Origin of the sequence: Streptomyces corallincola, from assembly GCF_019104725.1 — a bacterium.
GTDB classification, from domain to species: Bacteria; Actinomycetota; Actinomycetes; order Streptomycetales; family Streptomycetaceae; genus Streptomyces; species Streptomyces corallincola.
This window is the reverse complement of record NZ_JAHRXF010000005.1, coordinates 59,745-85,813: the sequence shown is the minus strand read 5'-3', so window position 1 is coordinate 85,813 and position 26,069 is coordinate 59,745. Positions and strand designations below refer to the sequence as shown.

Sequence of the window (26,069 nt, the reverse complement as noted above, 5' to 3'; positions counted from 1 at the left end):
CCCGGCACGTGTAGGTGTGGAAGAGATCCGTCTTCACGCGGGACGGTCCGCGCCGTGCGGCCCGTCCCGCGCGTCGAGCACCGTTCCCTAGGAGTTGCCCAAGTGCCGTCGGTCATCGTGGGACGTACCGGTCCTTTCACTGGTCAGAGCGTGGTTCTGGACGGTGCGCCGCTGACGTTCGGTCGCAAGAGCGACAACGGCGTCGTCATCGTCAGCCCCAGCGCCTCGCGGCTGCACGCCGAGATCGTCGCGGAGGACGCCGGGTTCGTCCTGCACGACCGGGGCAGCAGCAACGGCACGTTCGTCAACGGCGAGCGGATCACCCGGCACGTGCTGCGGTCGGGCGACGCCATCCGCATCGGCGACGAGACCTTCCTCTACGAGGCGCAGGACGCGATGGAGACGGTCATGGACCTCTCCTCGCTGAAGCTGCCGCGCCTGGACCGGGCCGTTGACCCCGGCACCCTGCGTGTCACGGTCGCCGGTGGCGGCCCGGTCGGACTCGCGTTCGCGCTGGCGCTGGACGAGCAGCTCGCCGGGCGGGTGCGGATCACCGTGCACGACGGGCGGTGGCGCGAGGAGGGCTCCGCGGTCGTCTGGAAGGACCAGCGGGACGGCAACGTACGCCGTCAGCAGGTCGTCACGGTGCAGAGCCGGCAGTATCTGGCGCTGTCGGACGAGGTGCGCGGGGCGCTGTTCGGGGACGCGGACGGCTTCTCGGAGATGTGGCCGGTCGGCCCGGACTCGGTGGACGGGCGTCCGCCACGCAACATCCGGATCGCCTACATCGAGGACCGGCTGCTGGAGCTGGCGAACCGGCGGCCCGGAATCCGGCTGGTGACCGAGCGGTTCGACGCGGAGGAGCAGCGGGCGCGGCTAGAGAAGGAGCACATCCTCGTCATCGCCGAGGGCGGCCGGTCGCGCACCCGTGAGCACTTCGCGGCCCGCTTCGGCGCCGCCGACTCCTCGATCTACTCACTGGACGGGGAGCACCTCCAGGACGTGGTGCTGGGCCTGCGGGTGAAGTCGGCGCTGCGGGACCCGATGAGTGTGCTACTGGCCGTGTCGCAGAACCGGTTCCTGCTCAACTCCCTGCGCGGGGAGGGCTTCCTGAACATGCGGCTCACCCGCGAGGAGGCCGAGAACGTCATCGGGATCGACCCGGTGCGCAAGGTGTTCGAGGAGTGCATCGCGGCCCGGCCGTGCGTGATGGCGCGCGGTGAGCACAACGAGTTCGTGTGCCCGACGCACGGCACGCTGTTCCTGCCCGCGCTGCTGCGGAGCTCGCCGCTGTGGAAGCGGATTCTGGAGGGACTGAAGCTGTTCGGGGTGGCCGAGGACGATCTGTCGGCGGTGACCTCGTTCCGGCTGGACATGGTGCAGCGGCCCCGCTTCACGGCGCAGCTGAGCCGACCGACCGCGACGACGCCGGGCACGTTCGGGTTCCTGCTGGGCGACGCGGCCAACGCCATCCACTTCTGGCCGGGCCGCGGGCTCAACAGCGGTCTGGCGTCGGCCACTTCGCTGGCCCGCTCGCTGAGCCGGGCGTGGACCGGGCGCCCGCTGCGGGACGCGGACTTCATCCGGCACGAGGCGGCGATGTCGATGCTCCAGTACCGGCACAAGTCCCGTGCCTGGAACGCGATGGTGGCCACCGACGAGCAGGGCGTGACCCGTGCCATCAAGGACGTGGTGGCGCTCAGCATGCGGCCCGACGACGGTTCGGCCGCGCGCCGTTCCGACCTGGATCTGCTGGTGGAGCGGATGGGGGCGATCCGGGACCGGCTGGCGTCCCGGCTGCCGGGCATGCCGGACGACGAGGAACTCCGTGCCCATCTGTCGGCGCTCACCCCGGAGACGCTGCGGACGCTCCAGGAGAGCGGGGCGTGGGACACGCTGATCGTCGGCGGCGAGGAGGCCGACATCGACATCTTCTACCAGAACGACGCGCCGGTCTTCGTCCCCCGCCCCGACCCCCGCGACGAGATCCCCGCGCAGACCCCGCCGGTCCCACAGACCCCGCCGGTCCCGCACGTCCCGCAGGAGGCGATGTTCCTGAACCCGCACAATGCGGGGGAGGCCGTCGCGGCGCCCTGACCGGCTCCCCGCGCACGGCACGGAACGAACCGAGGACCACATGACCCACACCGAGGGCTCCTACTCCTACGAGCCCGGCCGCACCTACGTCCACCACAAGGGCAACCGCTACCGCGTGCTCTGTCTGGCCCGCCACACCGAGACCGGCGAGGATCTGGTCGTCTACCAGGCCCTCTACGGCGAGCACGGCATGTGGGCCCGGCCGCGCACGATGTTCGAGGAGTCGGTGGAGAAGAACGGCGAGACGGTCCCCCGTTTCGCCCTCCAGCCGGAGGCGTGACACCGCCCCGGCCTCCGGGTGACAGCCACCCGGAGGCCGGGTCCGCCGGTGGCCCGGTCGGTTTTGAACCATCCTCAACTGGGCTACGTAGAAGAACAATTGTGGGACACACAAGCAGAACGGGGCCTCAGCGCCCGCGTGACCCGGTGTCATCCGGCGGATGGCACAGGGCCCTTGGAAGATCAGAAGTCGTGACGGAGGTCACGTTTGAACTCCGAACCCCGCACCGGGGGCATGTCGTGTGCCTGGTGAACTCATGGGGATGGAGTAGCTAGATGGCGATCCTACGGTCTCGTGCCCCACAGGCCACGAGTCACGAAGCGTTGATCCGCACCTTGTACGCGGAGCATGGCAAGGCCCTGCTCGCGTACGCGACCCGGCTGACCGGCGACCGCGCCGCGGCCGAGGACGTGGTGCAGGAGACGCTGATCCGGGCGTGGAAGCATCCGGAGGTCGTCTCCAACCCGCAGGGCTCCCTGCGCGGCTGGCTGCTCACCGTGGCCCGGAACATCGTCACGGACCGGTTCCGCGCGAAGGCGGCCCGGCCCAACGAGGTCGCCGAGTCCGACGCGAATCCCCCGATGCTCCAGGACCACGCCGAGAAGGTCGTCGATTCGGTCGTGATGCTGGACGCCCTGCACAAGCTCAAGCCCGAGCACCGTGACGTCCTGGTGGAGATCTACTATCGGGGTCGCACCGCGTCGGAGGCGGCCGGGCGCCTCGGCATACCGGAGGGTACGGTCAAGTCCCGCGCGCACCACGCCCTCAAGGCGCTGCGCAAGCTCTACGCCGGCAGCGGCGACAACACCGCCGGCAACGGCCTGAGGCTTCGGAAGGTGGGCGCGGCATGAGTACGCAGCAGCATCCGGGCAACGAACTGCTCGGCGCCTACGCGCTGGACGTCCTTGGCAGTGCCGAGCGGTCGGAGATCGACGGACACACCGCCGAGTGCGAGGGGTGCCGGATGGAACTCGCGGCACTGCGGGAGATGGAAGCGGCCCTCGGCGAGGTGCCGCCCGAGGCGTTTCTGGACGGCCCGCCCGAGGGCGGTGACCTCCTGCTCCAGCGCACGCTGCGCCAGGTCCGCGCCGAGGAGGCCGGGGCCTGGCGTCGCCGTTCGCTGGTCGTCGGAATCGGCGCGGCCGCCTCGGCCGCCGTCCTGTTTCTCGGCGGGTACGCGGCCGGTGGCAACGGCACGGCGCGCGAGGTGGCGGGTCCGCCCGCGACGAGCGCGCCCGCGAGCACGACTCCGGCGCCCGGCGGCCTCCCGCCGGGCGTCCGCGTCGCGTCGGCCACCGACAGCACGACGAAGGCGGCGATGCGCGTAGAACTGACCCCGGTCAACGACTGGGTGAAGATCAACGCGGCGGTCACCGGCATCCCGGCGGGCGAACGGTGCAGAGTCGTCGTCGTCTCGGACGACGGCGCCCAGGAGACCGCGCTGGGCTGGGTGATCCCGGGGAACGGCGGCCCCACCGCGTTCCCGCCGCTGGGCCAGGGCGGTCTGGACGGCGCCGCCGCGGTCGCGCCGGACCACGTGAGGGAAATAGTGGTCGAGAACGAACAGGGCAAGCGGTTCGTCACGGTACGGCCCACCTGAGGTAACCGGGGCGCCCGCCGGGCGTCCCGGTGCGTGTGGCGGGGCTTCCCGGCGGAACGCCGGGAAGCATCCGTTCTGCCACACTGACGTGCCATAAAGGACGCCAAATGGCACTGTCTCGTGTCTATAATGCGCACGTGAGATCTGACGCCGCGCGCAATCTGGAGCTGGTCCTGCGGACCGGGGCCCGTATGCTCGCCGACGACCCGGCCGTGAGCATCGCGGCGATCGCGGCCGAGGCCGGGGTGGACCGGCGTACGGTCTACCGGCGTTTCGCCACCCGGGAAGCCCTGCTGGACGCGGTGTACGCGGCCCGGCTGGACGCGCTGGAGAGGGTCGTCGCGGAGGCTCGGCTGCGCGAGGCACCGGTGACGGTCGCCCTGCACCGGTACATGGAGGGCGTGATCGCGGTGAACCGCGCCTGGCCGGTGGAGCTGACCCGGATGCGGGCCGAGGAGTCCATCCGCGCCCGCCGGAACGTCCTGATCACCGAGGTGGACGACTTCCTCCGGCGCGCGGCCGACGAGGGCCTGCTCCGCCCCGGCCTGCCGGACGGCTGGGCCGGCGGCCTCCTGCGCCAGGTCATGCACCTCGCCTCCCACGGCCTCCCCGCCCTCACCCCCGCGCAGGCGGCGGACACGGCGGTGGACACCTTCCTCCGCGGCCTCGGCGCGCACTGACGGACCGAGCCACGGACTCCCTTTCCCTCACGTTCCCTCACGGCCCGTTGGTGCGCCTCCGGTGCCGGGCGACCGCGTCGTTGTTGGCGCAGCGCACCGTGCAGTAGGTGCGGCGGCCGTTGCGCGAGGTGTCCACGTAGGCGGTGCCGCAGCCCTCGCGGGCGCAGCGGCCGAGGCGGTCGGCACCGGCGAAGCAGACGACGTAGGCGAGCCCGGCGGCGGTGACCGCGCGGACGTGGGCGGCGGGATCGGCGTCCGGGGCGCTGTAGTGCAGGTGCGGGTGTCCGTCGTGCAGGGAGATCCGCGGGCGGCTGGACGCGTCCGCGAGCAGGGCGTTGACCGCGCGGACGCGCTCCTCCAGCGAGGTCGGCCCGAAGCAGGCGGACAGGCGGCGGCTCCACTCCCAGATCTCCCGTGCCCGCGCGGTGTCCAGTGCCCGGCGGGCGACCCCGTGCGCGGCGAGCAGCGCGGCCAGGTCCTCCGGTGCGGGCGGGGCGGGGAGGTTGACGAGGTCGGCACCGAGCCGGGCCGCGTCACCGCCGTAATGGTTGAAGTGCACAAAGGGATTACATCATGGTGTGAAGAACGGATGAGCGGATGACCTGGTGCCGCTCGGACCTCCGGCGTGCGGCACGGGCGTACGGCCCGCCGCACACCCCCCACGACCCGTGAAAGGGCCGCCCCTCCCCATGTCGCACCCCACACCGCTCCCCCGGCGTTCGACCGCGCTGGTCGCGCCGCTGTTGATGCTCGGGCAGGTCGCCAGCCTGCAAACGGGTGCGGCGGTCGCCAAGCTCACGTACGGGACGATCAGTCCGACCGCGCTCGCGGGGATACGCCTGGGCTTCGCCGCCGTGATCATGTGCGCGCTGGTCCGGCCCAAGCTGCGTGCCGTGTCCCGTGCGCAGTGGGGGGCGGCGCTCGCGCTGGGCCTGACCCTGGCGGTGATGAACCTGGCCTACTTCCAGGCGCTGGACCATCTCCCGATCGGTGTCGCCGCCACGCTGGAGCTGCTCGGCCCGCTGCTGCTGTCGGCGGCGCTGTCCCGCAGCGCGGCCCATCTGGCGGCGGCGGTCCTGGCGCTCGCGGGCGTGCTGCTGCTGGCGACACCGGGCGCGTCGCTCCCGGCGGTGGGTGTGGCGCTGGGCTGCCTCGCCGCGGTGTGCCGGGCGACCTACGTCGTGCTCAACCGGCGCCTGGGCCGGCTCTTCCCCGACTTCGGCGGCCTCGCCATCGCGCTGGCCTGCGGCGCGTGCGTCCTCGTGCCCGTGTCGGCGTTCTCCGGCGGCGGCACGGTCGCCGCCCGTCCGTGGGTGCTGCTGCCGGGTCTCGCGGTGGCCCTGCTGTCCTCGGTGATCCCGTACTCCCTGGACATGACCCTGCTGCGCCGCATCGACGCCCGCGCCTTCGGTGTCCTGCTGGCCCTGAGCCCGGCGGTCGGCGCCCTGATCGGCTACCTGGCACTCGGCGAACGGCTCACCGTACGGCAGTTGACCGCGATGGCACTGGTGGTCGCGGCGGGGGCCTGGACGGTCCGGCGCCAGGCGGGCGCGGGGAAGGGGGACGAGGGGGTCGGGAAGGAGCTGCGGCCGGGCGCGGAGGGCGACGGCAGCGCGCCGGACGCCGTACCGGGACCCGTGGCCGGGCAGGCGCCTGATCCCGTGGCCGGGCACGCGGTGGAGGAGTCCCGCGCCCCGGGCGACCGCGACGGCTGAACGCTCACGCCGTACGGTCCGGCTCGCGGCGGGTGCTCACTCGCGGCCCGCCGTCTCCTCCAGGATGTTCGCCGCGAGGCGCAGGGCGGCGTGGAGTTCGGTGACCTCGGCGAGGGTGGGGCGGACGGTGTCGGACCACTCGCCGGTGAGCAGGGGCCAGGTGGCGAGGAGGACCTCGCCGCGGGCCAGCCGCAGGTGGGCGGTGACGGTCGTCAGGCCCTCACCGGCCGGTTCCCAGGAGAGCACGATGCGCCCGGCGGGCAGGCGCTCCTGGGTGGCGGGCACCCAGACCGTCTTCAGGGTGCCGCCCGGTACGGCGGCGACCGAGGTCACGACCGCGCCGCGCACCCCGGCGGGCATCGGGGTCCGGCTGACGGAACGCAGCTCCGTCGGCGGGGTCCGGGTGGTGGTCTCGTGGACGGGCAGCGGTCCGAGGGGGGCGGTGTGGCGGCGGTGCCGGGCCCGCGTGGGCGGCAGCCGGTGCGGGTGGAGCGAGCTTTCCTGCGTCGTCATGTCGTCCCTCCGAAGTTCCGTGGTCACCGTGTCACCGGTCTTCCAGGAGACCGGCGACGACGGCGTCCCAGTCCACCCCGTCCAGTTCCTCGCCCGGCGCGACCAGCTCGCAGGTGCGGGTCAGCCAGTCCTCCAGGACGTGCAGGTTGATCTCGAACAGAGCGGTGCTGCCGCGTGCCTCCAGGCGGACCCGGACGAGCGGGCGGCCCCGGTGGCGAACGGGCCAGACCCGGACGTCGCCGATGCCGCTGGACTGGAGCAGGCCGTCGCACAGCAGGTCGCGGCTGATCTGCCAGGTCACCGCCGGGCCGTCCGCCGGACGGAACACCACGGTCACGAGCAGGGGCTCGGTGGTGTCGAAACGGAACTCGGCGCGCAGCGGGATTCTGGTCTCCCACATCACGCGGTGCGCGGTCACCGTCAACGGTTCCAGCTGGCTGGTCGCGCGCTGCTGCCGCGCCCCCGATTCGAACTGCTTCCCGCTCATGGGCTCCTCCGCCTGTGTCCGGCTGTGTCCGGGCCTTCGTTCTGACCTCAGCTTGGCCGCCGGGCCGCCGTGAGGGCATCCGTCGAGTGACTGGGAACGACTCCCCGATCGACGTACGCCTCCGGCACCGTCATCGGTCACACCCCCACCGGCCCGCGCGCCGCAACTCCTCCTCGCGGCCAGTCGTCCCCCGGCCGACCTGCGGTTTCCGTCCCCTCCGTGCGGCCCGCCCGTTACTGGGGCGGGTGGGCCGTACGGCGACTGTGCCCGGCGTCGCGCGGACCCGCGGACCGTCGCCGTACCGGCGGGCCGGGCCGGAGGAGCCCCGGCGCCCGGAGGTGGCCCCTCCGCGCGGCAGCCTCGGCGGTGTCCTCTTCCGCATGGCCAGAAGGTGACACCTGGAGACCCGTCCACGGGCGCCGACGCGCTGCGATACTCCAGGCGTGCCGCGCCACCGGCAGGCACTTCGGCCCAGGGCCCGTGAACCGTCCGCATCCGGATCGGCTGCCGTCCGGCCCCCAGAACGTCGTCCCCCCCTTCTCTCGTGGAACAGGCTTCGACATGCAACAAGGGCAACTGATCGCCGCTGACATCCCGGCGCAGCGGGTCGGAGCGTCCCGCTCGGCTTCCCCGGTCCTGGCGGGATCAGCGGTCTGGGATCTTCCGGCCCGGTGCAGCCCGTACGCCCGCGCGGCCGACGAGGCGGCCACGAGCTGGGCGGAATCGGCGGAGCTGAGCGAGGACCCGGTGGAGCTGGGGAATCTGCGCCGGATACGTCCGGGGCTGCTGGCCGCCTGGTGCCACCCCGATGCCGGTGAGGCGGATCTCGCGCTGGTGGCCATGTGGATGTCCTGGCTGTTCCTGCTGGACGACCGGATCGACGAGAGCGCGCTCGGCCGCGACGCCGACCAGCTGGAGCTGTATCTCGAAGGACTCCAGGCGGTCGCCCTGGGCCTGTCCGGCCCGGACTCCCCGATGGGGCGCGCTCTGGCGGAGATCATCGAGCGGGCCTGCGCGGACATGCCCACGGGATGGCGCCTGCGGTTCCGGCGGAACGTGGCCGACTACCTCGCCGCGTGTGTCTGGCAGGCGGCCCACCGGCAGGGCGGGCAGGTTCCCTCGCTGGCCGAATTCCCGTCCCGGCGACGGGCGTTCGGGGCGGTCATGCCCATGTTCGACCTGATCGAGAAGACGGACCGGGTGCTCCTGCCCGCCTCCCTCCACTCCTCCCGGCCCGGCCAGGACATGCTGCTCGCGGCGGCCGACCTCGTGTGCTGGACCAACGACCTGATGACGGCGGACAAGGAGGCCGCGTACGGCGACCCGCACAACCTCGTCCTCGTCACCGCGCACCACCGGGAACTGGACCGGCAGGCCGCCGTCGGGATCGTGGCCGACGCCTGCGAGGAGCGGCTGCGGACGCACTACCGCGCCCACCGGGAGCTCACCGGTTCCCACGGGGAGGCCGACCACTACGCCGCCGCGCTGCTCATCTGGGTACGCGGACACCTGGAGTGGGGCCTGCGCACCCCCCGCTACGACGCGGAAGGCACCCCGGCGGCAGCGGCGGTCGATGCGACCGCGGAAGGAGGCTCCCGTACCGGTGTCCGATGAGACGATCGCGCCCCGCCCGCCCCGGGTACCGGGCGGTCTGCCCCTCGTCGGGCACGCGGTGGGCCTGCTCACCGACCCGCTGGCCTTCCTCGACCGGCAGCGGGCGCTGGGCGACCTCGTGGAGTTCCGTCTCGGCCGACAGCCCGCCTACGTCGTCAACCACCCCGATCTGCTCCTGGCGGTGCTGACCGGCCCCGCGGGCCGCTTCGACCGCGGGGACACCTTCACCAAGGCCGAGCCGCTGTTCGGACGGGGTGTGGTCGTGGCCAACGGCGTCCATCACCGCGACCGCCGCCGCGCCGTCCAGCCCCTCCTGGGTTCCGCCCGGCTGCCCGGTTACCTCGACACCCTGGCCGATCTCGTCGCCGCCCGGACGGCGGTCTGGGAGGACGGCGGCACCATCGACCTGAACGCGGAGACGGCCGAACTGGCGATGGACTCGGTGGCCGCCACCGTCTTCGGCCGCCCCATGCCGCCCGGCTGCGCGCACATCCTGCACCGGGCGCTGCCGGTCATCGTCGGCGGTCTCGCCCGCCGCGCCTACGGCCCGGCGGCGGCGTTGCTCGACCGGCTCCCCGGACGCGAACGGACGCGCTACCACTCCGCGTTGGCGGACGTGCACCGTGTGGTGGACGCGCTCGTCGAGGAGCACCGCACCAACCCGGTGCTGGCGGAGCTGGCCGCCGGGGCGGACGCGAAACAGGTCCACGACGACGTCACGTCCCTGCTGATCGGCGGAGGCCACACCACCGGTGCGGCGGCGGCCTGGATCTTCCTCCTGCTGAGCCGGCACCCGCGCGTCCGCGACCGGGTCCGGCGGGAGATCGACCGCGTCGTCGGGGACGGCCCGGTCACCTCCGCGCACCTGCCGGACCTCGTCCTCACCCACCGCGTCGTCCAGGAGACCCTGCGCCTGTACCCGCCGATCTGGCTGTTCCCCCGGCGCGCGGTCACCGCCTGCGAGGTCGGCGGTCACCCCCTGAAGGCAGGGGCCCAGGTGTTCTACAGCCCCTACTCCCTGCACCGGGACCCCCGCTGGTTCCCCGAGCCGGAGTCCTTCGACCCCGACCGCTGGGACCCCGCACTCCACCCCCAGCCGCCGCGCGGCGCCTACCTGCCGTTCGGCGCCGGACGGCACAGCTGCCCCGGCAAGGACCTCGCCCTCGGCGAACTCACCCTGCTCACCGCGGCCGTGGCGGCACGCTGGCAGCTCGATCCCGAGCCCGGCGGCGACCTCGTGCCCGTACCGGAGGCCACGCTCGGTCCGGCCCCCGTGCGCATGACCGTCACCGCGCGTGCCGGGCGCCCGGCGGACCGGCCCGGGGCGGCCGTACGGCAGGGGTCCTGAACGCCGGTCGGCCGGTTGACGGGTGACACCGCCGAGTCCCCGGCGGGCGCCGCGGCCCTACCCGGACCCCGCCGCCTCCCTGCGCACCAGTTCCAGGACGTGGTCCGGGCCCGTCTCGCGCAGGCTGGTGGCACGGGCGTCCGGGAAGGCGGTGGCGGCGAGGCGGCTGAGGGTGTCGCCGGGCCACATCTGGACGAAGAGGCGGGCCCCGCGCTCGTAGAGCACGCTGACCGCGTCGTGCCAGCGGACGGGGTTGGCCGCCGAGCGGATCAGGTCCTCGCGGACCTGATCCGCCGAGCGCAGGGTGCGGCCGGTGCGGTTCGCCGCGTACGGCACGGTGGGGCCGGCGAACTTGACGTCCCGCAGTACGGCGGCGAGCTGTTCCTCGGGGCCGCTCATCAGCGGGCAGTGCGCGGGCACGTTGACCCGCAGCCGCTCGGCCTTGGTGGCACCGGCCGGGCCCGCCAGTTCCAGTACGCGGTCCACGGCCGGGTCGGCGCCGGACACCGCGATCTGCCGGGGCGCGTTGACGTTGGTGGCGTACACCGGCTCACCGGGCCGCGCGGCCCGCTCCGCCAGTTCCGCCACCGCCCGCTCGTCCAGCCCCAGCACGACGCCCATCCCGTACCCGCTGGGATACGCCGCCTCCATCGCCCGCCCGCGTACCCGTACGGCCCCGAGCGCGTCCGTGAGGGAGAGCGCCCCGGAGGCCACGGCCGCCCCGAACGCGCCGATGGAGTGGCCCGCCACGAACTCCGCCCGCCCACCGAGCGCGTCCACCACCCGCCAGGAGGCCACAGCGGCGGTGAACAGGGCGACTTGGACATTGGCGTTGGAGCGCAACGCCTCCCGGTCGTCCAACTCGCCCACGTCATGCCCCAGTTCACGCGACACCTCGTCCAGGACCGCACGGGCCGCCGGGTGCCGGGGCAGGTCGGCCAGCATGCCGGGGTACTGCTCGCCCTGCCCCGAGAAGAGGAACACGGTGCTCATACGAGGTCTCCGAGGGGAGGAGTGGCCCGGCTCCAGGGGTCCCGCACCAGCACCGGGCCGGTGTCGGTACGGAGCAGCACTTCGCCGGTGTCGCGGGCGTACTCCGCTGCCGCGAACCCGCCCCAGGGGGACTGGAGTTGGACGTCCACACGGAGGGGCAGGGACGCCAGGCGGGCCAGGAGACGCGCCACCTCCGGGGCGGCGACGGGCGCCGGGACCCGCACCACCAGGTCCAGGTCGCTCCCCGTACGGGCCGTCGGGCGGCCGGTGGCGAGTTCGAAACCCGCGCTGCCGCCGGGGCCCCAGGCGGTGGCCCAGGCGGGGCGCGGGGTGCGCGCGAGTTCGGTCAGGGCGCGGAAGACGGGCAGGTCACGGGGGGCCGGGCGGCCGGTCAGCTGCTCCGGGCGCAGCCGGGCGGCCACCGTCCCGGCCGGGACGAAGGCCGCCCAGCGGTGCCCGCGCTCCGCGCCCCGGACGCCGACCGGGACGAGACCGGGCGGCGCGGGGGCCCGCCGGACGACCGCCCAGGGGGCCGCCGCGAGGCTGTCCCGCACCCAGCCCGGCCGGTCCGGGCCCGCGCAGGGGGCGGGGGCCAGGCGGCCGGGGTCGGCCAGGTGCAGCAGGTCGTGCGGCAGGAACACCGCCGCGTCCGCACCGGACACCCGCCCCGACTCCACTGCTTCCAGGATCACTTGGTCTCACGCCTCCCAGGCGGCGGCCAGCCGGCTGCGGACCTCGGCCGAGGCGGCACGGGCCTGCCGGGCCTCCGGCGAGGCGAGGCGGCTGGAGAGGTCGCGGGGACCGCTCCGCGCGTCGGCCACCGTCTCGACCAGCACCTCGCGGGCCTGCTCCAGGTCCGTGTCGCCGGGCAGCAGCCGGTGCAGTGCGCCGAGGGTGGCGAAGGACCGCACGTCGTAGGCGGTCGCGGGGACGCTCTTGGCGGCCTCGGCCATTTCCGCGAGGGTGCGGCGGGTGATCCGCGCGGCGGCCTCCTTGCCCATGACCTGGACCTGCACGGCGTCGTCGTCCAGGGCGACCAGCCGGTTCGCCTGGAGCCCGTGCGCGAGGAACGCGCCGCTGATCGCCTTGCCGACGATGAACGCGACGACCGGGTGCCCGGCGAGCCGGGCGGCGGCGTAGGCACCGGCGGACGCGGCGAGCGCCTGGTGGATGCCGACCAGTTCCTCCCGGTGGCCGTACGCCTGGCTGGGCACATCGACCACGGCGACGATGGGCCGCTTGACGTCCCGGTCCGCGTCGGCGGCGATCACCTTGTCCACCTCGGCGGCCAGCGTCCAGCCCTCCTCCAGACCGGTCTCACCGGCGTGGGCGCGCGGGAACCTGCCCTGCGGGTCGGGTACGACGGCGATGAACTGCACCGTCTCGTCCCCGAGACGGCCCTCGGCGGAGAGGACGGAGCCCAGCCGGGTGGTGCCCGCCGCACCGGTGAGACGGGTGAACCAGTCACGGCCCCGGGACTGCTGCTGCGCGGTGTCGGTGGTCACTTGGCTGCTCCGTTCGGCTCGTCGGTGAGGGCGGTGAGGTCCGTGGGGCTGGGCAGGCCGGACAGCTCGGCCAGGTCGCGGGCGGTGAGGCGGCGGGCGGGGTCGATGCGGGCGAGGAGGGCGAGGGCGTCCTCGACCCGGGCGCTGCGCGGCGGCTCGGTGCCCCCGGCGGCGAAGACGCCGTGCACGGCGTCGGCCACGGCGCTCACGTCGTCGTCCACCAGCCGTTCGGCCAGTCCGGTGGCGGCCCGCGCGGCGCCGCCGATGGTCGCCCAGACCAGAGCGCGGTCGCGGGAGTCGAACTCCTCCACGCCCGCCTCCTGTTCGATGACCTCGGGGCCGTTCAGCCCCAGGCGGCCCTGCCGGGTCACGACCAGGTCGGTGCAGAGTCCGGCGGCGATGCCCATGCCGCCGAAGCAGCCGACCATCCCGGCGACGACACCGACCACGGGGGTGTACTGGCGCAGCCGGACGATGGCCGCGTGGATGTCCGCGATGGCGAGCAGGCCGAGGTTGGCCTCCTGGAGCCGGATGCCGCCGGTCTCCAGCAGCACCACGGGCCGGATCGGCTTGCCCGACTCCCAGTCGTCGGCGGCGAGTTCGAGCGCGGCGGCGAGCTTCGCGCCGTTCACCTCGCCGATGCCGCCGCCCTGGAACTTGCCGTCGAGCGCCACGACCACGGCGCGTTCGCCGCCGAGGGTGCCGCGGGCGACCACCGCGCCGTCGTCGCTCTGCGGGACGATGCCCTGCGGGGCGAGGTGCGGGGACTCCAGCCGCTCGAAGGGGCCGAGGAGTTCACGGAACGTGCCCTCGTCCAGCAGGGAGGCGGCACGCTCGCGGGCGGACAGCTCGGTGAAGGCGTCCTTGAGGACGACGGCCGGGGTGCGGACGGTGTCGGTGACCGTTCCGGTGGGGGTGTCGGTCTGGGCGTTCACTTGGCGGCCTCCACTGCCTGGGCGAGGCGGAGCGCCACCGTGCCGGGGGTCGCTCCGAAGTCGTTGATCTGGACCTTCGCGGCGATGCCCGCGCGGGAGAAGAAGCGCTCCAGGACGGCCGTCCAGGTGGCGTCGAACCCGTTGACGCTGGTGCGCAGATCGATGGTGACACCGTCGTCGGCCGGTTCGAGGAGCACTTCGAGGTCGCCGGAGCCGACGACGCCGACGTGCGAGCGCCGGGCGACCGGTGCGCCGCCGGGGAAGGTGAGGGTGTGCTGTTCCATGAGTCAGCTCCGCGGGGAGAGGGGTCGGGTGGCCGGTGCCCGGTCGAGGGCGTCCAGGTAGAGCGCGGCGGCGAGCAGGTCGGCGCTGCCGCCGGGTGAGAGGCGGCGGTCGGCGCACGCGGTGTCGAGAGCGGCGAGCCGGGTCCGTCCGGCGGGGGTCGCCGTTCCCCCGGCGTGCAGTACGGCGCGGGCGCCGCTCTGTGCCAGGGCCAGTCCCTCGCGTCCGCCCCGGTGCAGCAGGCAGGTGTCGTCGAGGGCGGCGATCAGCGACAGCAGCGCGTCGAGCCGGGCCTGTGTCTCGTCGGCACCGGCCGCGCGGGCGGTCCGCAGGGTGCCGAGCGCCCGGCGGACGTGCGGGAACCCCCGCTGCGCCTCGGTGCGGGCACCTCCGCTGCCGTACCGGAGCCGGACCAGGGCGCCGTGCGTGAGGCCGGGCCGCGGTGCGGCCGGGTCGGGGTGCCGGGCGGTCTCGGCGGCGAGGCGGCACGGGTCGCCGGTGCCGAGCGCGGCGGCGCCGGTCAGCAGGCCGAGCGCCCAGATCGCGCCCCGGTGGGTGTTGACCCCGCCGGTGACGGCGAGCATCCGGGTCTCGGCGGCCCGTCCGACGCGGGCGAGTTCGCCGCGCAGCGCGGGTCCGGTCGTACCGATGCGGCGGGCCGCGCGCGCCATGTCCGCGAAGCCGTCCCGCAGGCTCTCGGCGGAGGCCAGCAGCATGCCGAGGTCCATGTCGTGATGGGCCCCGGAACCGCGCCGGTCCACCAGACCGGGCTTGGGGGTCAGGCGGGCCTCGTCGGTCAGGGCGCGTACGGCGAGGTCGGCGAGGAGGTCGGGGGTGTGGGGCGTGGGGGCCGTGGGTGAGGGTGTGGCGGGACCGGGGCCGACGGTGTTGACGGCGGTGACGCTCACGGCTGCCTCACCAGCTCCGGAACTTGGCCGGCGGGTCGTACAGTCCGCCGGACCACGTCACCAGATCCTCGATGGACTTCGCGGCGAGCAGGCTGCGGCTGGCGTCGCCGGGGGCGACCTTGAGGTCGGAGGGGAGGGCGATGAGGCCGTCCCGGCGCAGCCGCTCCTCGCGGGCCGCGTCGTGCTTGCCCGCGATGGGGCTGACTCCGGCGATCGCGGCCAGGGCCTCCCGGCGTTCCTCCAGGTCACGCGCCTTGTAGAGGTAGGCGATGCCCTCCTCGGTGATGACGTGGGTGACGTCGTCGCCGTAGATCATCACGGGCGCGACCGGGAGCCCGGCGCTCTTGCCGACGTCCACCGCGTCCAGCGACTCGACCAGCTTGGGGACGCCGCCCTTGGCGTACGTCTCGACGGTCTGGACGACCAGCTTCCGGCCGCGTTCGACGCCGTCCACGCCGTACGCGAGGTCGAGCCAGGCGGGTGAGGCGTGGCGGCGGCCACGGGCGTCGGCGCCCATGTTGGGTGCGCCGCCGAAGCCGGAGAGGCGGCCGTGGGTGACGGTCGAGGAGTTGGCGTCCCGGTCGATCTGGAGGGAGGCGCCGATGAACATGTCCGCCGCGTAGTGGCCGGAGTTCTGGCCGAGCAGCCGGTTGGAGCGGAGGCTGCCGTCGCGGCCGGTGGCGAACACGTCGGGGCGGGCGGCGCAGTACTTCTCCATGCCGACCTCGCCGCCGAAGGCGACCACGGACTCCACCCAGCCGGACTCGATGGCCGGGATCAGGGTCGGGTGCGGGTTGAGCACCCAGTTCTTGGCGATCTTGCCGCGCAGCCCCAGGGACTCCCCGTAGGTGGGGAGCAGCAGCTCGATGGCGGCGGTGTCGAAGCCGATGCCGTGGTTGAGGGTGGTGACCTGATGGCGTTCGTAGACGCCCCGGATGGCCATCATCGCCATGAGGATCTGCACCTCGGTGATGCCACGGGGGTCGCGGGTGAAGAGCGGTTCGATCTGGTACGGGCGGTCGGCGGGGATGACGTAGTCGATCCAGTCGCCGGGGATGTCCACGCGGGGCAGGTCGGTGACGTCGTCCACGAGCTTGTCCACCTGGGCGATGACGATGCCGTCGCGGAAGGCGGTGGCCTCGACCAGGGTGGGCGTGTCCTCGGTGTTGGGCCCGGTGTAGAGGTTGCCGTTGCGGTCGGCGGCGTTGGCGGCGACCAGGGCGACCTTCGGGATGAGGTCCACGAAGAGGCGGCCGTACAGCTCCACGTAGGTGTGGATCGCCCCGACCTCCATCTTGCCGTCGGCCAGCAGCTGGGCGACGCGGTGGGACTGGGCACCGGCGTAGGCGAAGTCGGTGCGCCGGGCGATGCCGTCCTCGAAGAGGTCGAGCTGTTCGGGGCGGGAGAACGTGGAGAGCAGCAGGTGCAGGTCGTGCACGCGGCCGGGGTCCACGGCGGCCAGCGAGCGGGAGAGGAAGTCGGCCTGCTTCTGGTTGTCGCCCTCCAGGATGACCTTGTCGCCGGGTTCGAGGAGGGCCTCCAGGGCGGCGGTGGCGCGCTCGGTGGGGATGACCTTGCCGTCGGCGAGGGCGGCGGCGCGCTCGATGCGGCTGGCCTTGTCCGCGCGGCGGGTGCTCCAGGAGCGGGCGGCGGGGTCGGATGTCATGGGATTCCTTCCGGGATGGCGTCGTGGGCCGGGCGGGTGGGATGTGTCGTACGGATGTCCGGCGCGGGGGCGTCAGACGGGCAGCAGGCCGATGACGACGGACAGGGAGATCACCCCCGCCACGGTGGAGAGCATCAGCGTCGATCCGGAGACCTTCGGCAGTACCCCGTACGGCGCTCCGAAGACGAGACCGAAGAAGCCGGAGGGCAGGGCGATCAGCAGGACGGCCTCGGCGGTGGCGAGGCGGTCGAGACCGAACAGCACGCACAGGCCCCAGGCGAACAGGGGCATCAGCGCGTTCTTGACCACCACGCCGATGGCCACGCCGGTGCCGAAGACGATCTTCTGCGCGGAGAGGATCAGACCGGTGAGGAAGAGGGCGGCGCCCGCGCCGACGGCGGCCATCGGCTTGAGGGTGGTGCCGAGCAGCTCGGGCAGCCGGACCCCGGCGAGGACCAGCACGAAGGCGAGCATCGGCGCCCAGAAGATGGGCTTGCGCACGGACTTCAGAAGCGCGGAACCGAAGTGCGAGAGGGCGGAGCCGGGGGCGTCGGCCCCGTGGCTGTAGTCCTCCAGCAGTGCCAGCGTGATGGGCGAGACGGTGACGGAGCCGAGCGCGATGCCGATCGCCACGGCGATGGCGCCCTCGTTGCCGATCACCGCCGCCGACAGGGGCAGCCCGATCGAGGCGTAGTTGGGGAAGGAGACGGTCAGGGCCTGCACGGAGGCGACGCCCTTGTCGTGCTTGAACACCTTGAGCTCAAGGAGCAGCACGGCCGCGTAGACGACGAAGAGGGAGATGACCACGACGGCGATGTAGCCGCCGTGGGACACGATGTCGGCCCGCGTGGTGGAGGTGATGGCAAGGAACAGGGATGTCGGGATGGCGAAGGTCATCACCAGCCGGTTGATGGACGACACGTCACGGTTGTCCACGATCTTGTAGCGCCCGGCCGCGTAGCCGAGGATGAGCACGAAGAAGACAGGCAGAAGAGCCGCAGCGATTTCGTGGGCCATGACACGATCATGCAGCGAGGTGCCTTACGCCACCAATGCGTCATTTGACGGTCAAGCCATCCTTTGCCCATCAGTAAGGGCCGCTGACCAGCTCCGTCGGACCGGCCGCCACCGCAGGAGTGACGCAGGCCACAGGCCACGGCACCCACGGCCGCCCGGCGCCGGGTGTCCCGCCCCGGGGACGCCTCAGTCGCCCATGTCCCGCAGCGACGCGTCGTCCAGCCCGTCCGCGAGCCACTGCTCGACGGCGGCGATGTGCACGGTGGCGGCGGACACCGCGAGCAGCGAGTCACGGGCCTGGAGCGCGTGCAGGATCTCCTCGTGGTCGCGGTGCGCGTTCTCCAGGGCGTGGTCCATCCGGCTGCCGCGCACGATGCGCGCGCGCTGGGTCCGGGTGGACAGCACCCTCAGCAGCAGCGACAGCACCGGGTTGCCGATGACCTCGACGATCCGGAGGTGGAAGGCGATGTCGTGCGCCACGAACTCCTCGACGGTGGTCGCCGACCTGCTCAGGTCGAGGATGCCGCGCAGTTCTTCGAGGTCGTCCGGGCCGAGCAGGGCGGCGGCCAGCCCGGTGGCCTGCGGTTCGAGCATCCGGCGCACCTGGAGCAGCTGCTGGGCGGTCCGGCCGCGGGAGACGTCCGCGGCGAAGGACAGCCCGTCCAGCAGGACGTGCGGCTCCAGGCTGGACACGTAGGTGCCGTCGCCCTGGCGGGTGATGAGGATGCGCATCGCGGTCAGCGCCCGTACGGCCTCGCGCAGCGAACTCCGGGACAGCCCGAGCTGACCGGCGAGGATCTCCTCCTTGGGCAGCCGGGAACCGGGGGCCAGTTCGCCGGACACGATCATTCCCTTGATCTTGTCGATGGCCTCGTCGGTCAGTGCCACGTGGATGCCTCTTCGTGCCGAGTCGTGGGGGGAGAACGCGTCCGGACGGCCGCGGGGTCGGCGCGTCCGGTCCGCGGACGCTCCGCTACTCCTGCTTCTCGCCGGAGGCGAAGCGGGAGATGACCAGCGCGACGATGATGATCGCACCGTTGAGGAACTGGTTCCACAGGGGCGGTACGCCCGCCAGCGTCATGACGTTCACCACGAGCTGGAGGGTCAGCACACCGGTCAGCGCGCCGACCACCGATCCCTTGCCGCCGTTCAGGCTGACCCCGCCGATCACGGTGGCGGCGAACACCTGGAAGATCCAGCCGCTGCCCTGGGTCGCGGAGATGGACCCGTAGTGCCCGCTGTAGAGGATGCCGGCGAACGCGGCGAGCAGGCTGCCCAGGATCAGCACGAGCCAGACGACACGGTCCACGCGGATACCGGCGGTGCGGGCCGCGGCCGGGTTGCCGCCGATGGCGTAGAGCGCGCGCCCGTGCCGCAGCCAGGCCAGCGCGCAGCCGCCGAGCGCGAAGAGCAGGGCGCAGATCCAGATCGCGGCGGGCACACCCAGCCAGGAGGCCCGGCCGAGGTAGGTGAACGAGGGCGGCAGGTCCACGATCGACTGCCCCTTGGACAGCGCCACCTGGAGGCCGCGCAGCATGGTCAGACCGCCGAGGGTCACGATGAAGCCGTTGAGCCGCAGCTTCAGGATCAGGAAGCCGTTGACGGCACCGATCACCATGCCCACGAGCAGACAGAGCGGTACGGCGGTCCACTCGGGCAGCAGGCCGAGACCGTTGAACCGGCCCCCGCTGGTCGGCAGCACCAGCCAGACGGCGACGACCGGGGCCACGCCGATGGTGGACTCCAGCGACAGGTCCATGCGCCCGCAGATGAGGATGAGCGCGGCGGCCAGCACCAGCAGGCTCAGCTCGGTGGACTGCTGGGCCACGCCGATGAGGTTGTCGGCGGTGAGGAAGGCCGGCGAGACGATGAACCCGATCACCATCAGCACGAGGATGGCCGGGACGAGGGACAGGTCCCGGAACCGGCCGAGGTCCAGCCGTCGCCCGCTCCCCCCGCCCGCGGGGGGAGCCGTGCTCGCGGCGGGCTCGGTGAGATCTGTGGTGGCGGACATGGCTACCTTCCGTGCTCTTCGGTACCGGATGCGGGGGTGGCGCCGGACGCGGGGGCGGTGCCGGACGCGGGCGGATCGTCGTCGTCGGCGGCTCCGACGCCCTCCATCGCCGCCACCAGGTGTTCGTCCTGCCAGCCGCCGCCGAACTCGGCGACGACCCGGCCGTGGAACATGACGACGACCCGGTCACAGGCGCGCAGGTCGTCCAGTTCGTCGGAGACGATCAGGGCCGCCTTCCCGTCGGCGGCCACGTCCCGGATCCTGCCGAGCAGGAACTCCTTGGAGCGCACGTCCACGCCGTTGGTGGGACGTACCGCGACCAGCACGTGCGGGTCGGTGGCCAGGGCGCGGGCGGCCACGACCTTCTGCTGGTTGCCGCCGGAGAGCGCGGAGACGGGGGTGGCGGCGCCCGGTGTCTTGATGTCCAGGTCGCTGATCATGCGCTGGGCGAACGTCCGGGTGCGGCCGGGCAGCACGGTGCCGAACGGGCCGAGCTGGCCGGTGACCGTCAGCGTGGCGTTCTCCGCCACGCTCCGGCCCGCGACCAACCCTTGCAGGTGCCGGTCCTCCGGGATGAGGCCGACGCCCGCGGCGAGGGCGGAGGGCACGCTGCCGAGCCGGACACCGCGTCCGGCGACGGTGACCGCTCCCCCGGCCGCGCGGTGCAGCCCCGCGACGGTCTCACCGACCCGTACGTTGCCGCTGGCGGCGGCTCCGGCGAGGCCGACCACCTCGCCGGAGCGGACGGTGAGCGAGAGGTCCTCGCAGGCGCCGGGCAGGGTCAGGTGCTCGACGGCCAGCAGGTCCGCGCCCGGCGTGGCGACGGCCGGGGGCGGTCCGGCGACGAACGGGGCCCGTCCGGCGGTCTCGCCGGTCATGGCCTCCACCAGCGCCTGGTGGCCCAGCTCCGCGACGGGTGCGGTCAGGACGTGCCCGGCGTCGCGGTAGACGGTGACCGTCGCGCAGAGGTCGTAGACCTCCTGGAGGTGGTGGGAGATGAACAGGAAGGCGACGCCCTGCCGCTGGAGGGCGCGGAGCCGGTCGAAGAGGCGGGCGATGCCGCGGGCGTCGAGTTTGGCGGTGGGTTCGTCGAGGATGATGAAGCGCGCGCCGAAGGACAGGGCCCGTGCGATCTCGACGAACTGCCGCTGCTCGACGGTGAGGTCGCGGGCGCGGGCGGCGGGATCGACCTCCACGCCGTACTCGCCGAGCAGTTCGGTGGCGCGTCGCCGCAGCTGCCGCCAGCGGATCGGGCGGACGGCCCCCTCGCTCTGCCGGTTGAGGAAGAGGTTCTCCGCGACGGTGAGCTCACCGATGACGGTGGAGTGCTGGTAGACGCAGGCGACGCGGGTGCGCCAGGCGTCGATGTCGCCGAAGGCGGGCGCCGGTTCGCCGGAGAAGCGCAGGGTGCCGGTGTCGGGCTGCTGGATGCCGGTGAGGACGGACACCAGCGTGGACTTGCCGGCGCCGTTGCGTCCCACCAGGGCGTGCGACTCGCCCGCGGCGACCCGGATGCGGGCGTCGCGCAGGGCGACCGTCGCCCCGAATCTCTTGCCGATGCCGGTCGCCTCGGCCACCGGCGGCGCGGGCCGCCCGGAGTCGGCCGCCGTGCCGCTCGCGGTGTCCGTCATGGTGGTTGCCGTCCTTCGGGTGCGGGTGTGCGGGGTGCGGCGGTGCGGGCCCGCGCGGGGTGCCGGGCGGTGCGGGGCCACGAGGCGCGTACGGCCGCGGGTCCCGCACCGGCCGCCCGGGCGGGCGGTGCGGCGTCAGCCGACGTTGTTGCCCCACAGGGCCTTGTCGTCCACGTTCTCCTTGGTCACCAGCGGTGCCGGGAGCTGGTCCTCCAGCCCGTTGGGGATCTTCACGATGGTGGAGTCGTGATCGGTGGCGCCGGGCTTGAACTCCTTGCCCTGCGCGGCGGCGGTGGCGTAGTACAGCGCGTACTTGGCGTAGAGGTCCGCGGGCTGGGAGACGGTGGCGTCGATACGGCCCTTGCGGATGGCGTCCAACTCCTGCGGGATGCCGTCGTTGGAGATGATCGAGATGTGCTTCTTGTCGCCCGGCGGCTTCAGCAGGCCCTTCTGCTCCAGCAGCGCCAGCGTCGGCTGGAGGAACACGCCACCGGCCTGCATGTAGATGCCGTTCAGGTCCGGGTGCTGGGCGAGCAGCGACTGGAGCTTGGCGGAGGCGACGTCGCCCTTCCAGTCGGTGGGCAGCTCGAAGACCTTGATGGCGGGGAACTTCTGCTTCATGCAGGCGGCGAAGGCCTCCGAACGGTCGCGGCCGTTGATGGAGTCCAGCGCGCCCTGGAGTTCGGCGACCTTGCCCTTCCCGCCGAGCTGCTTGCCGAGGAACTCGCAGGCCTTGGTGCCGTAGGCGCGGTTGTCGGCGCGCACCACCATGTAGACGTCGCCCTTGTCGGGCCGGGTGTCCACGCTGACCACCGGGATCTTGGCCGAGGCCAGGGTGTCGAGGGTGGAGGCGATGGCACCGGTGTCCTGGGGGGCCATGACGACGGCCTTGGCACCGGTCTGCCGGAACACCTGGACGTTGGCGACGAGCTTGGTGACGTCGTTCTGCGAGTTGCTCAGCGGCAGGGCGTCCACGCCGTCGGACTTGATGTCCTTGCGCAGGTAGTCGGCGTAGGAGTTCCAGAAGTCGGAGTCGGAGCGGGGCAGGTCGATGCCGATGGCGGCCTTCTTGCCCTGTCCGGCGGGCGACGAGGCGCTCTCCCGGTTGCAGGCGGTGGCGAGGCTCAGCACCGCGAGGACGGCGGTGGCCGCGGCGAGGGAACGGGTGCGGGCGGTGGTCATGGCCGTGATCTCTCCTAGGCCGGCTGGGAGCCGCGGGAAGGGGCGCAGGAGCGGTCTCGCCGGGTGCGGTACGCGGTGAGGCCGCTGCCGGACAGCGGACGGGTCGGGGACCGGTGGACGCGGACCGCTCCCGGCGGGAGAGGAGGTGCGGGCGCCGGTGACAGGGTCGGCGGATGAACGGCCACCCGCCGGACCGTGCTGGGCCCGTCGCGCAACCTGCCTCATTCCTCCGATGTATCTCGGGACGCGGAGGACGTTACGACGGTGCCCCCCGCGTTGACAAGACTTCGTACCGGGGTTCTCGGACGCGGACCGCGCCCGGATGCCGAGCCATGCGCCGTCTCCCTCCCCGTCTTCCGATGCCCCTTGCTGACCTGTGTGTTGGGGGGAGGGGCACGGGGGCACCGCATCCCCACGCGGAGCGGTCGTCCGAGGCGGTCCGCCGTCGGCTCCATTGTCAGCGCGACGGCCTGGAGCTACAGTCGCCATGCCGCCATACATCCGATGACTGTGGGTGCAGATGATCACGGATGATCATGGCCCGGACAAGCCGGACCCTCGGTGCGCCCGGCGGCGGCGCACGCACGGCGACCCCCCATGACAAGGAAACGGGCAAGTGAAACTGCTACGAGTCGGCGCACCGGGTGAGGAGCGGCCCGCCGTCCTCGCCGACGACGGCACCCTCCTCGACCTGTCCTCCGTGACCTCCGAGATCGACGGCGCCTTCCTCGCCGGGGACGGGGTGGCCCGCGCGCGGGCCGCCGTCGAGGCGGGCGGGCTGCCGGAACTCGACCCCGCCGGACTGCGCGTCGGAGCCCCCGTCGCCCGCCCCGGCAAGGTGGTCTGCGTGGGCCTCAACTACCGCGACCACGCCGCCGAGACGGGCGCCGCGATCCCCCAGCGGCCGGTGGTCTTCATGAAGGACCCCGGCACGGTCGTCGGACCTTTCGACCAGGTCCTGATTCCGCGCGGCTCGGTGAAGACGGACTGGGAGGTCGAGCTGGCGGTGGTCGTCGGCCGCCGGGCGCGGTACCTCGACGGCCCCGAGGAGGCCGCGGCGGTGATCGCGGGCTACGCGGTCAGCAACGACGTCTCCGAGCGCGAGTTCCAGCTCGAATACTCGCCCCAGTGGGACCTCGGCAAGTCCTGCGAGACGTTCAACCCGCTCGGCCCGTGGCTCGTCACCGCCGACGAGGTGGGCGACCCGCAGGATCTCCGGCTGCGACTGGACGTCAACGGCACCAAGCGCCAGGACGGCCACACCGGCGACATGATCTTCGCCGTCCACCACATCGTGGCGTACCTCAGCCGGTACATGGTGCTGGAGCCGGGCGACGTCATCAACACCGGAACGCCCGCCGGGGTGGCCCTGGGGCTGCCCGGCAACCCCTACCTGCGCGCCGGGGACACCGTCGAACTCAGCATCGACGGCCTCGGCACCCAGCGCCAGACCTTCGCCCAGGCCTGAAAGGCAGCCTCCCTTGACCGCGACATCCGCCAGGATCACCGCCCTGGACACCCATGACGTCCGCTTCCCCACGTCACGGGAGCTGGACGGCTCGGACGCGATGAACCCGGACCCCGACTACTCGGCCGCGTACGTGGTGCTGCGCACCGACGCGGGCGACGGCCTCGAAGGCCACGGCTTCACGTTCACGATCGGGCGTGGCAACGAGATCCAGGTGACCGCGCTCGACGCGCTGCGCTCCCATGTGCTCGGCCGGTCCGTCGAGGAACTGTGCGCGGACCCCGGCTCGCTCAGCCGCGACCTGATCGGCGACAGCCAACTGCGCTGGCTGGGGCCCGAGAAGGGCGTGATGCACATGGCGATCGGCGCCGTGGTCAACGCCGTCTGGGATCTGGCCGCCAAGCGGGCCGGTGAACCGCTGTGGCGTCTGCTGGCGCACGCCGATCCGGAGTGGCTGGTCTCCCAGGTGGACTTCCGCTACATCGCGGACGCCCTCACCCCCGAGGACGCCCTCGGCCTGCTGCGCGAGGGCAGACGCGGTCTGGCCGAGCGCGAGGAACTGCTGCTGCGCCGCGGCTACCCCGGCTACACCACCTCGCCGGGGTGGCTCGGCTACTCCGACGAGAAGCTGACGCGGCTGGCGGAGGAGGCCGTACGCGACGGGTTCACCCAGATCAAGCTGAAGGTCGGCGCGGACCTGGAGGACGACGTGCGGCGGCTGCGCGCCGCGCGGGCCGCCGTGGGCGACGGCGTACGGATCGCCATCGACGCCAACCAGCGGTGGAACGTGGCCGAGGCGATCGAGTGGACCAAGGCGCTCGCCGAGTTCGATCCCTACTGGATCGAGGAACCGACCAGCCCCGACGACGTCCTCGGGCACGCGACCGTCCGGCAGGCGGTCGCCCCGGTCCGGGTGGCCACCGGCGAGCACGTGCAGAACCGCATCGTCTTCAAGCAGCTGCTCCAGGCGGGTTCGCTCGACGTCCTCCAGATCGACGCGGCACGGGTCGGCGGGGTCAACGAGAACCTGGCGATCCTGCTGCTGGCCGCCAAGTTCGGGGTGCCGGTGTGCCCGCACGCGGGCGGGGTCGGCCTGTGCGAACTCGTACAGCACCTGTCGATGTTCGACTACCTGGCGCTGTCGGGCACCACCGAGGGCCGGGTCATCGAGTACGTGGATCATCTGCACCAGCACTTCACCGAACCGGTGGTGATGCGCGACGGCCACTACGCCGCCCCGCTCGCCCCCGGCTTCTCCGCCACGATGCGCGCGGAGTCGATCACCGAGTTCCGTTATCCCGACGGCGTGTTCTGGACCGCCGACCGGGCCGCACAGGAGGAGGCCGTATGACGGAGCTGACCGGACTGCGGGCGGTCGTGACCGGCGGCGCGTCCGGGATCGGGCTCGCCACCGCCCTGCTGCTGGCCGAGCGGGGCGCGTCGGTCGCCGTGCTGGACCTCGCGCCCGACGGGGCCCCGGAGCACCTGACGGCGCTGCGCGCGGACGTCGGCGACGACAGCTCCGTACGGGAGGCGGTGGAGAGCGCGGCGGCGCGGCTCGGCGGGATCGACATCGTCGTCAACAACGCGGGCATCGGCGCGCAGGGCACGGTCGAGGACAACCCGGACGAGCAGTGGCGGCAGGTGCTCGACGTGAACGTGGTCGGCATGGTGCGCACCACCCGCGCCGCCCTGCCCCATCTGCGCCGCTCCGCGCACGCGGCCGTCGTCAACACCTGCTCCATCGCCGCGACCGCCGGGCTTCCGCAGCGTGCGCTGTACTCGGCCAGCAAGGGCGCCGTCCTGTCGCTGACCCTGGCGATGGCCGCCGACCACGTGCGCGAGGGCATCCGGGTCAACTGCGTCAACCCCGGCACCGCGGACACCCCGTGGGTGGCCCGGCTGCTGGACTCGGCCGACGACGCCGAGGCCGAGCGCGCCGCGCTCAACGCCCGGCAGCCGATGGGACGCCTGGTGAGCGCGCGGGAGGTGGCCGAGGCCATCGTCTATCTCGCCGGTCCCGGCGCGGCGTCCGTCACCGGCACCGCGCTCGCGGTGGACGGAGGCATGCAGGGCCTGCGGCTGCGTCCGGCGGGACAGTCGTGAGCACGGCGGAGCGGGACGACGGTACGAC

General features: G+C 73.0%; 26 protein-coding genes. 11 read left to right on the top strand and 15 right to left on the bottom strand.

Translation table 11 applies throughout. The features are described from left to right. Positions 1 to 150: 150 nt before the first annotated feature. The 5 genes from KUM39_RS05875 (at position 151) to KUM39_RS05855 (ending at position 4,657) form a co-directional block, all read left to right on the top strand. Positions 151 to 2,097, top strand: a complete 1,947-nt coding sequence (locus KUM39_RS05875) for an FHA domain-containing protein (RefSeq protein WP_372455709.1) — start codon at positions 151 to 153, stop codon at positions 2,095 to 2,097. A gap of 40 nt (positions 2,098 to 2,137) precedes the next feature. Beyond that, on the top strand, positions 2,138 to 2,377 hold the full coding sequence (locus KUM39_RS05870; protein WP_217784312.1) for a DUF1653 domain-containing protein: 240 nt from the start codon (positions 2,138 to 2,140) through the stop codon (positions 2,375 to 2,377). 275 nt (positions 2,378 to 2,652) lie between these two features. Then, positions 2,653 to 3,228, top strand: coding sequence for a sigma-70 family RNA polymerase sigma factor (locus KUM39_RS05865; RefSeq protein ID WP_217784311.1), 576 nt, complete (start codon positions 2,653 to 2,655; stop codon positions 3,226 to 3,228). Further along, on the top strand, positions 3,225 to 3,977 hold the full coding sequence (locus KUM39_RS05860; protein ID WP_217784310.1) for a zf-HC2 domain-containing protein: 753 nt from the start codon (positions 3,225 to 3,227) through the stop codon (positions 3,975 to 3,977). The genes KUM39_RS05865 and KUM39_RS05860 overlap by 4 nt, the downstream gene beginning before the upstream one ends. A 191-nt stretch (positions 3,978 to 4,168) precedes the next feature. Further along, positions 4,169 to 4,657: a TetR/AcrR family transcriptional regulator gene (locus tag KUM39_RS05855; RefSeq protein WP_217784428.1), complete on the top strand. Its 489-nt coding sequence runs from the start codon at positions 4,169 to 4,171 to the stop codon at positions 4,655 to 4,657. A gap of 37 nt (positions 4,658 to 4,694) precedes the next feature. On the opposite strand, the gene KUM39_RS28670 is transcribed toward KUM39_RS05855, so the two are convergent. Continuing rightward, entirely contained in the window at positions 4,695 to 5,216 is a 522-nt protein-coding gene (locus tag KUM39_RS28670; RefSeq protein WP_217784309.1) for a CGNR zinc finger domain-containing protein, read from the bottom strand. Positions 5,217 to 5,346: 130 nt separating this feature from the next. On the opposite strand from KUM39_RS28670, the gene KUM39_RS05845 reads away from it, so the two are divergent. Beyond that, positions 5,347 to 6,372 (top strand): EamA family transporter, encoded by a 1,026-nt coding sequence (locus KUM39_RS05845; RefSeq protein WP_217784308.1) that lies wholly within the window; start codon positions 5,347 to 5,349, stop codon positions 6,370 to 6,372. Between the two features lie 36 nt (positions 6,373 to 6,408). Here the strand turns inward: KUM39_RS05845 and KUM39_RS05840 are convergent, their stop codons facing one another. Both KUM39_RS05840 and KUM39_RS05835 read right to left on the bottom strand, forming a co-directional pair. Then, positions 6,409 to 6,885, bottom strand: coding sequence for a hypothetical protein (locus tag KUM39_RS05840; RefSeq protein ID WP_246619662.1), 477 nt, complete (start codon positions 6,883 to 6,885; stop codon positions 6,409 to 6,411). Between the two features lie 31 nt (positions 6,886 to 6,916). Then, positions 6,917 to 7,372, bottom strand: a complete 456-nt coding sequence (locus KUM39_RS05835) for an SsgA family sporulation/cell division regulator (protein WP_217784307.1) — start codon at positions 7,370 to 7,372, stop codon at positions 6,917 to 6,919. A gap of 561 nt (positions 7,373 to 7,933) precedes the next feature. Here KUM39_RS05835 and KUM39_RS05830 point away from each other — a divergent pair. Both KUM39_RS05830 and KUM39_RS05825 read left to right on the top strand, forming a co-directional pair. Beyond that, the gene (locus KUM39_RS05830) at positions 7,934 to 8,986 is read left to right on the top strand and encodes a (-)-delta-cadinene synthase (protein ID WP_246619661.1); all 1,053 of its coding nucleotides are present in this window, start codon (positions 7,934 to 7,936) and stop codon (positions 8,984 to 8,986) included. Continuing rightward, a complete protein-coding gene (locus tag KUM39_RS05825; protein ID WP_308288046.1) occupies positions 8,976 to 10,334 on the top strand; it encodes a cytochrome P450 in 1,359 nt (452 codons plus the stop codon). The genes KUM39_RS05830 and KUM39_RS05825 overlap by 11 nt, the downstream gene beginning before the upstream one ends. A 57-nt stretch (positions 10,335 to 10,391) precedes the next feature. On the opposite strand, the gene KUM39_RS05820 is transcribed toward KUM39_RS05825, so the two are convergent. From KUM39_RS05820 to KUM39_RS05765, 12 genes are all read right to left on the bottom strand, one after another. Next, a complete protein-coding gene (locus KUM39_RS05820; RefSeq protein WP_217784305.1) occupies positions 10,392 to 11,327 on the bottom strand; it encodes an ACP S-malonyltransferase in 936 nt (311 codons plus the stop codon). Next, positions 11,324 to 12,019, bottom strand: a complete 696-nt coding sequence (locus KUM39_RS05815; RefSeq protein ID WP_217784304.1) for a malonate decarboxylase holo-ACP synthase — start codon at positions 12,017 to 12,019, stop codon at positions 11,324 to 11,326. The genes KUM39_RS05820 and KUM39_RS05815 overlap by 4 nt, the downstream gene beginning before the upstream one ends. 6 nt (positions 12,020 to 12,025) lie before the next feature. Then, positions 12,026 to 12,832 carry a biotin-independent malonate decarboxylase subunit gamma gene (gene mdcE / locus KUM39_RS05810; RefSeq protein ID WP_217784303.1) on the bottom strand — a complete coding sequence of 269 codons (807 nt, stop codon included), beginning with the start codon at positions 12,830 to 12,832 and terminating at the stop codon, positions 12,026 to 12,028. Beyond that, positions 12,829 to 13,767: a biotin-independent malonate decarboxylase subunit beta gene (locus KUM39_RS05805; RefSeq protein ID WP_217784302.1), complete on the bottom strand. Its 939-nt coding sequence runs from the start codon at positions 13,765 to 13,767 to the stop codon at positions 12,829 to 12,831. Before KUM39_RS05805 ends, mdcE begins: the two co-directional genes overlap by 4 nt. Then, the gene (locus KUM39_RS05800) at positions 13,764 to 14,051 is read right to left on the bottom strand and encodes a malonate decarboxylase subunit delta (protein WP_217784301.1); all 288 of its coding nucleotides are present in this window, start codon (positions 14,049 to 14,051) and stop codon (positions 13,764 to 13,766) included. The genes KUM39_RS05805 and KUM39_RS05800 overlap by 4 nt, the downstream gene beginning before the upstream one ends. 3 nt (positions 14,052 to 14,054) lie before the next feature. Then, positions 14,055 to 14,957, bottom strand: a complete 903-nt coding sequence (locus KUM39_RS05795; RefSeq protein WP_217784300.1) for a triphosphoribosyl-dephospho-CoA synthase — start codon at positions 14,955 to 14,957, stop codon at positions 14,055 to 14,057. 7 nt (positions 14,958 to 14,964) lie between these two features. Further along, positions 14,965 to 16,623: a malonate decarboxylase subunit alpha gene (mdcA, locus tag KUM39_RS05790; protein WP_217784299.1), complete on the bottom strand. Its 1,659-nt coding sequence runs from the start codon at positions 16,621 to 16,623 to the stop codon at positions 14,965 to 14,967. A gap of 72 nt (positions 16,624 to 16,695) precedes the next feature. Then, complete coding sequence (locus tag KUM39_RS05785) at positions 16,696 to 17,640, bottom strand: AEC family transporter (RefSeq protein ID WP_217784298.1); 945 nt, start codon at positions 17,638 to 17,640, stop codon at positions 16,696 to 16,698. Positions 17,641 to 17,826: 186 nt separating this feature from the next. Next, positions 17,827 to 18,528, bottom strand: coding sequence for a FadR/GntR family transcriptional regulator (locus KUM39_RS05780; protein WP_217784297.1), 702 nt, complete (start codon positions 18,526 to 18,528; stop codon positions 17,827 to 17,829). An 85-nt stretch (positions 18,529 to 18,613) separates the two neighbouring features. Next, on the bottom strand, positions 18,614 to 19,654 hold the full coding sequence (locus KUM39_RS05775; RefSeq protein WP_217784296.1) for an ABC transporter permease: 1,041 nt from the start codon (positions 19,652 to 19,654) through the stop codon (positions 18,614 to 18,616). Between the two features lie 2 nt (positions 19,655 to 19,656). Beyond that, the gene (locus KUM39_RS05770) at positions 19,657 to 21,285 is read right to left on the bottom strand and encodes a sugar ABC transporter ATP-binding protein (RefSeq protein WP_217784295.1); all 1,629 of its coding nucleotides are present in this window, start codon (positions 21,283 to 21,285) and stop codon (positions 19,657 to 19,659) included. Positions 21,286 to 21,420: 135 nt separating this feature from the next. Beyond that, positions 21,421 to 22,467 (bottom strand): sugar ABC transporter substrate-binding protein, encoded by a 1,047-nt coding sequence (locus KUM39_RS05765; protein ID WP_217784294.1) that lies wholly within the window; start codon positions 22,465 to 22,467, stop codon positions 21,421 to 21,423. 616 nt (positions 22,468 to 23,083) lie between these two features. On the opposite strand from KUM39_RS05765, the gene KUM39_RS05760 reads away from it, so the two are divergent. The 3 genes from KUM39_RS05760 to KUM39_RS05750 are packed head-to-tail and all read left to right on the top strand — an operon-like array spanning position 23,084 to position 26,041. Beyond that, a complete protein-coding gene (locus tag KUM39_RS05760; RefSeq protein ID WP_217784293.1) occupies positions 23,084 to 23,935 on the top strand; it encodes a fumarylacetoacetate hydrolase family protein in 852 nt (283 codons plus the stop codon). A 13-nt stretch (positions 23,936 to 23,948) separates the two neighbouring features. Beyond that, complete coding sequence (locus KUM39_RS05755) at positions 23,949 to 25,286, top strand: enolase C-terminal domain-like protein (RefSeq protein ID WP_217784292.1); 1,338 nt, start codon at positions 23,949 to 23,951, stop codon at positions 25,284 to 25,286. Then, positions 25,283 to 26,041, top strand: coding sequence for an SDR family NAD(P)-dependent oxidoreductase (locus KUM39_RS05750; protein ID WP_217784291.1), 759 nt, complete (start codon positions 25,283 to 25,285; stop codon positions 26,039 to 26,041). The genes KUM39_RS05755 and KUM39_RS05750 overlap by 4 nt, the downstream gene beginning before the upstream one ends. The last annotated feature ends 28 nt before the right edge of the window (positions 26,042 to 26,069 follow it).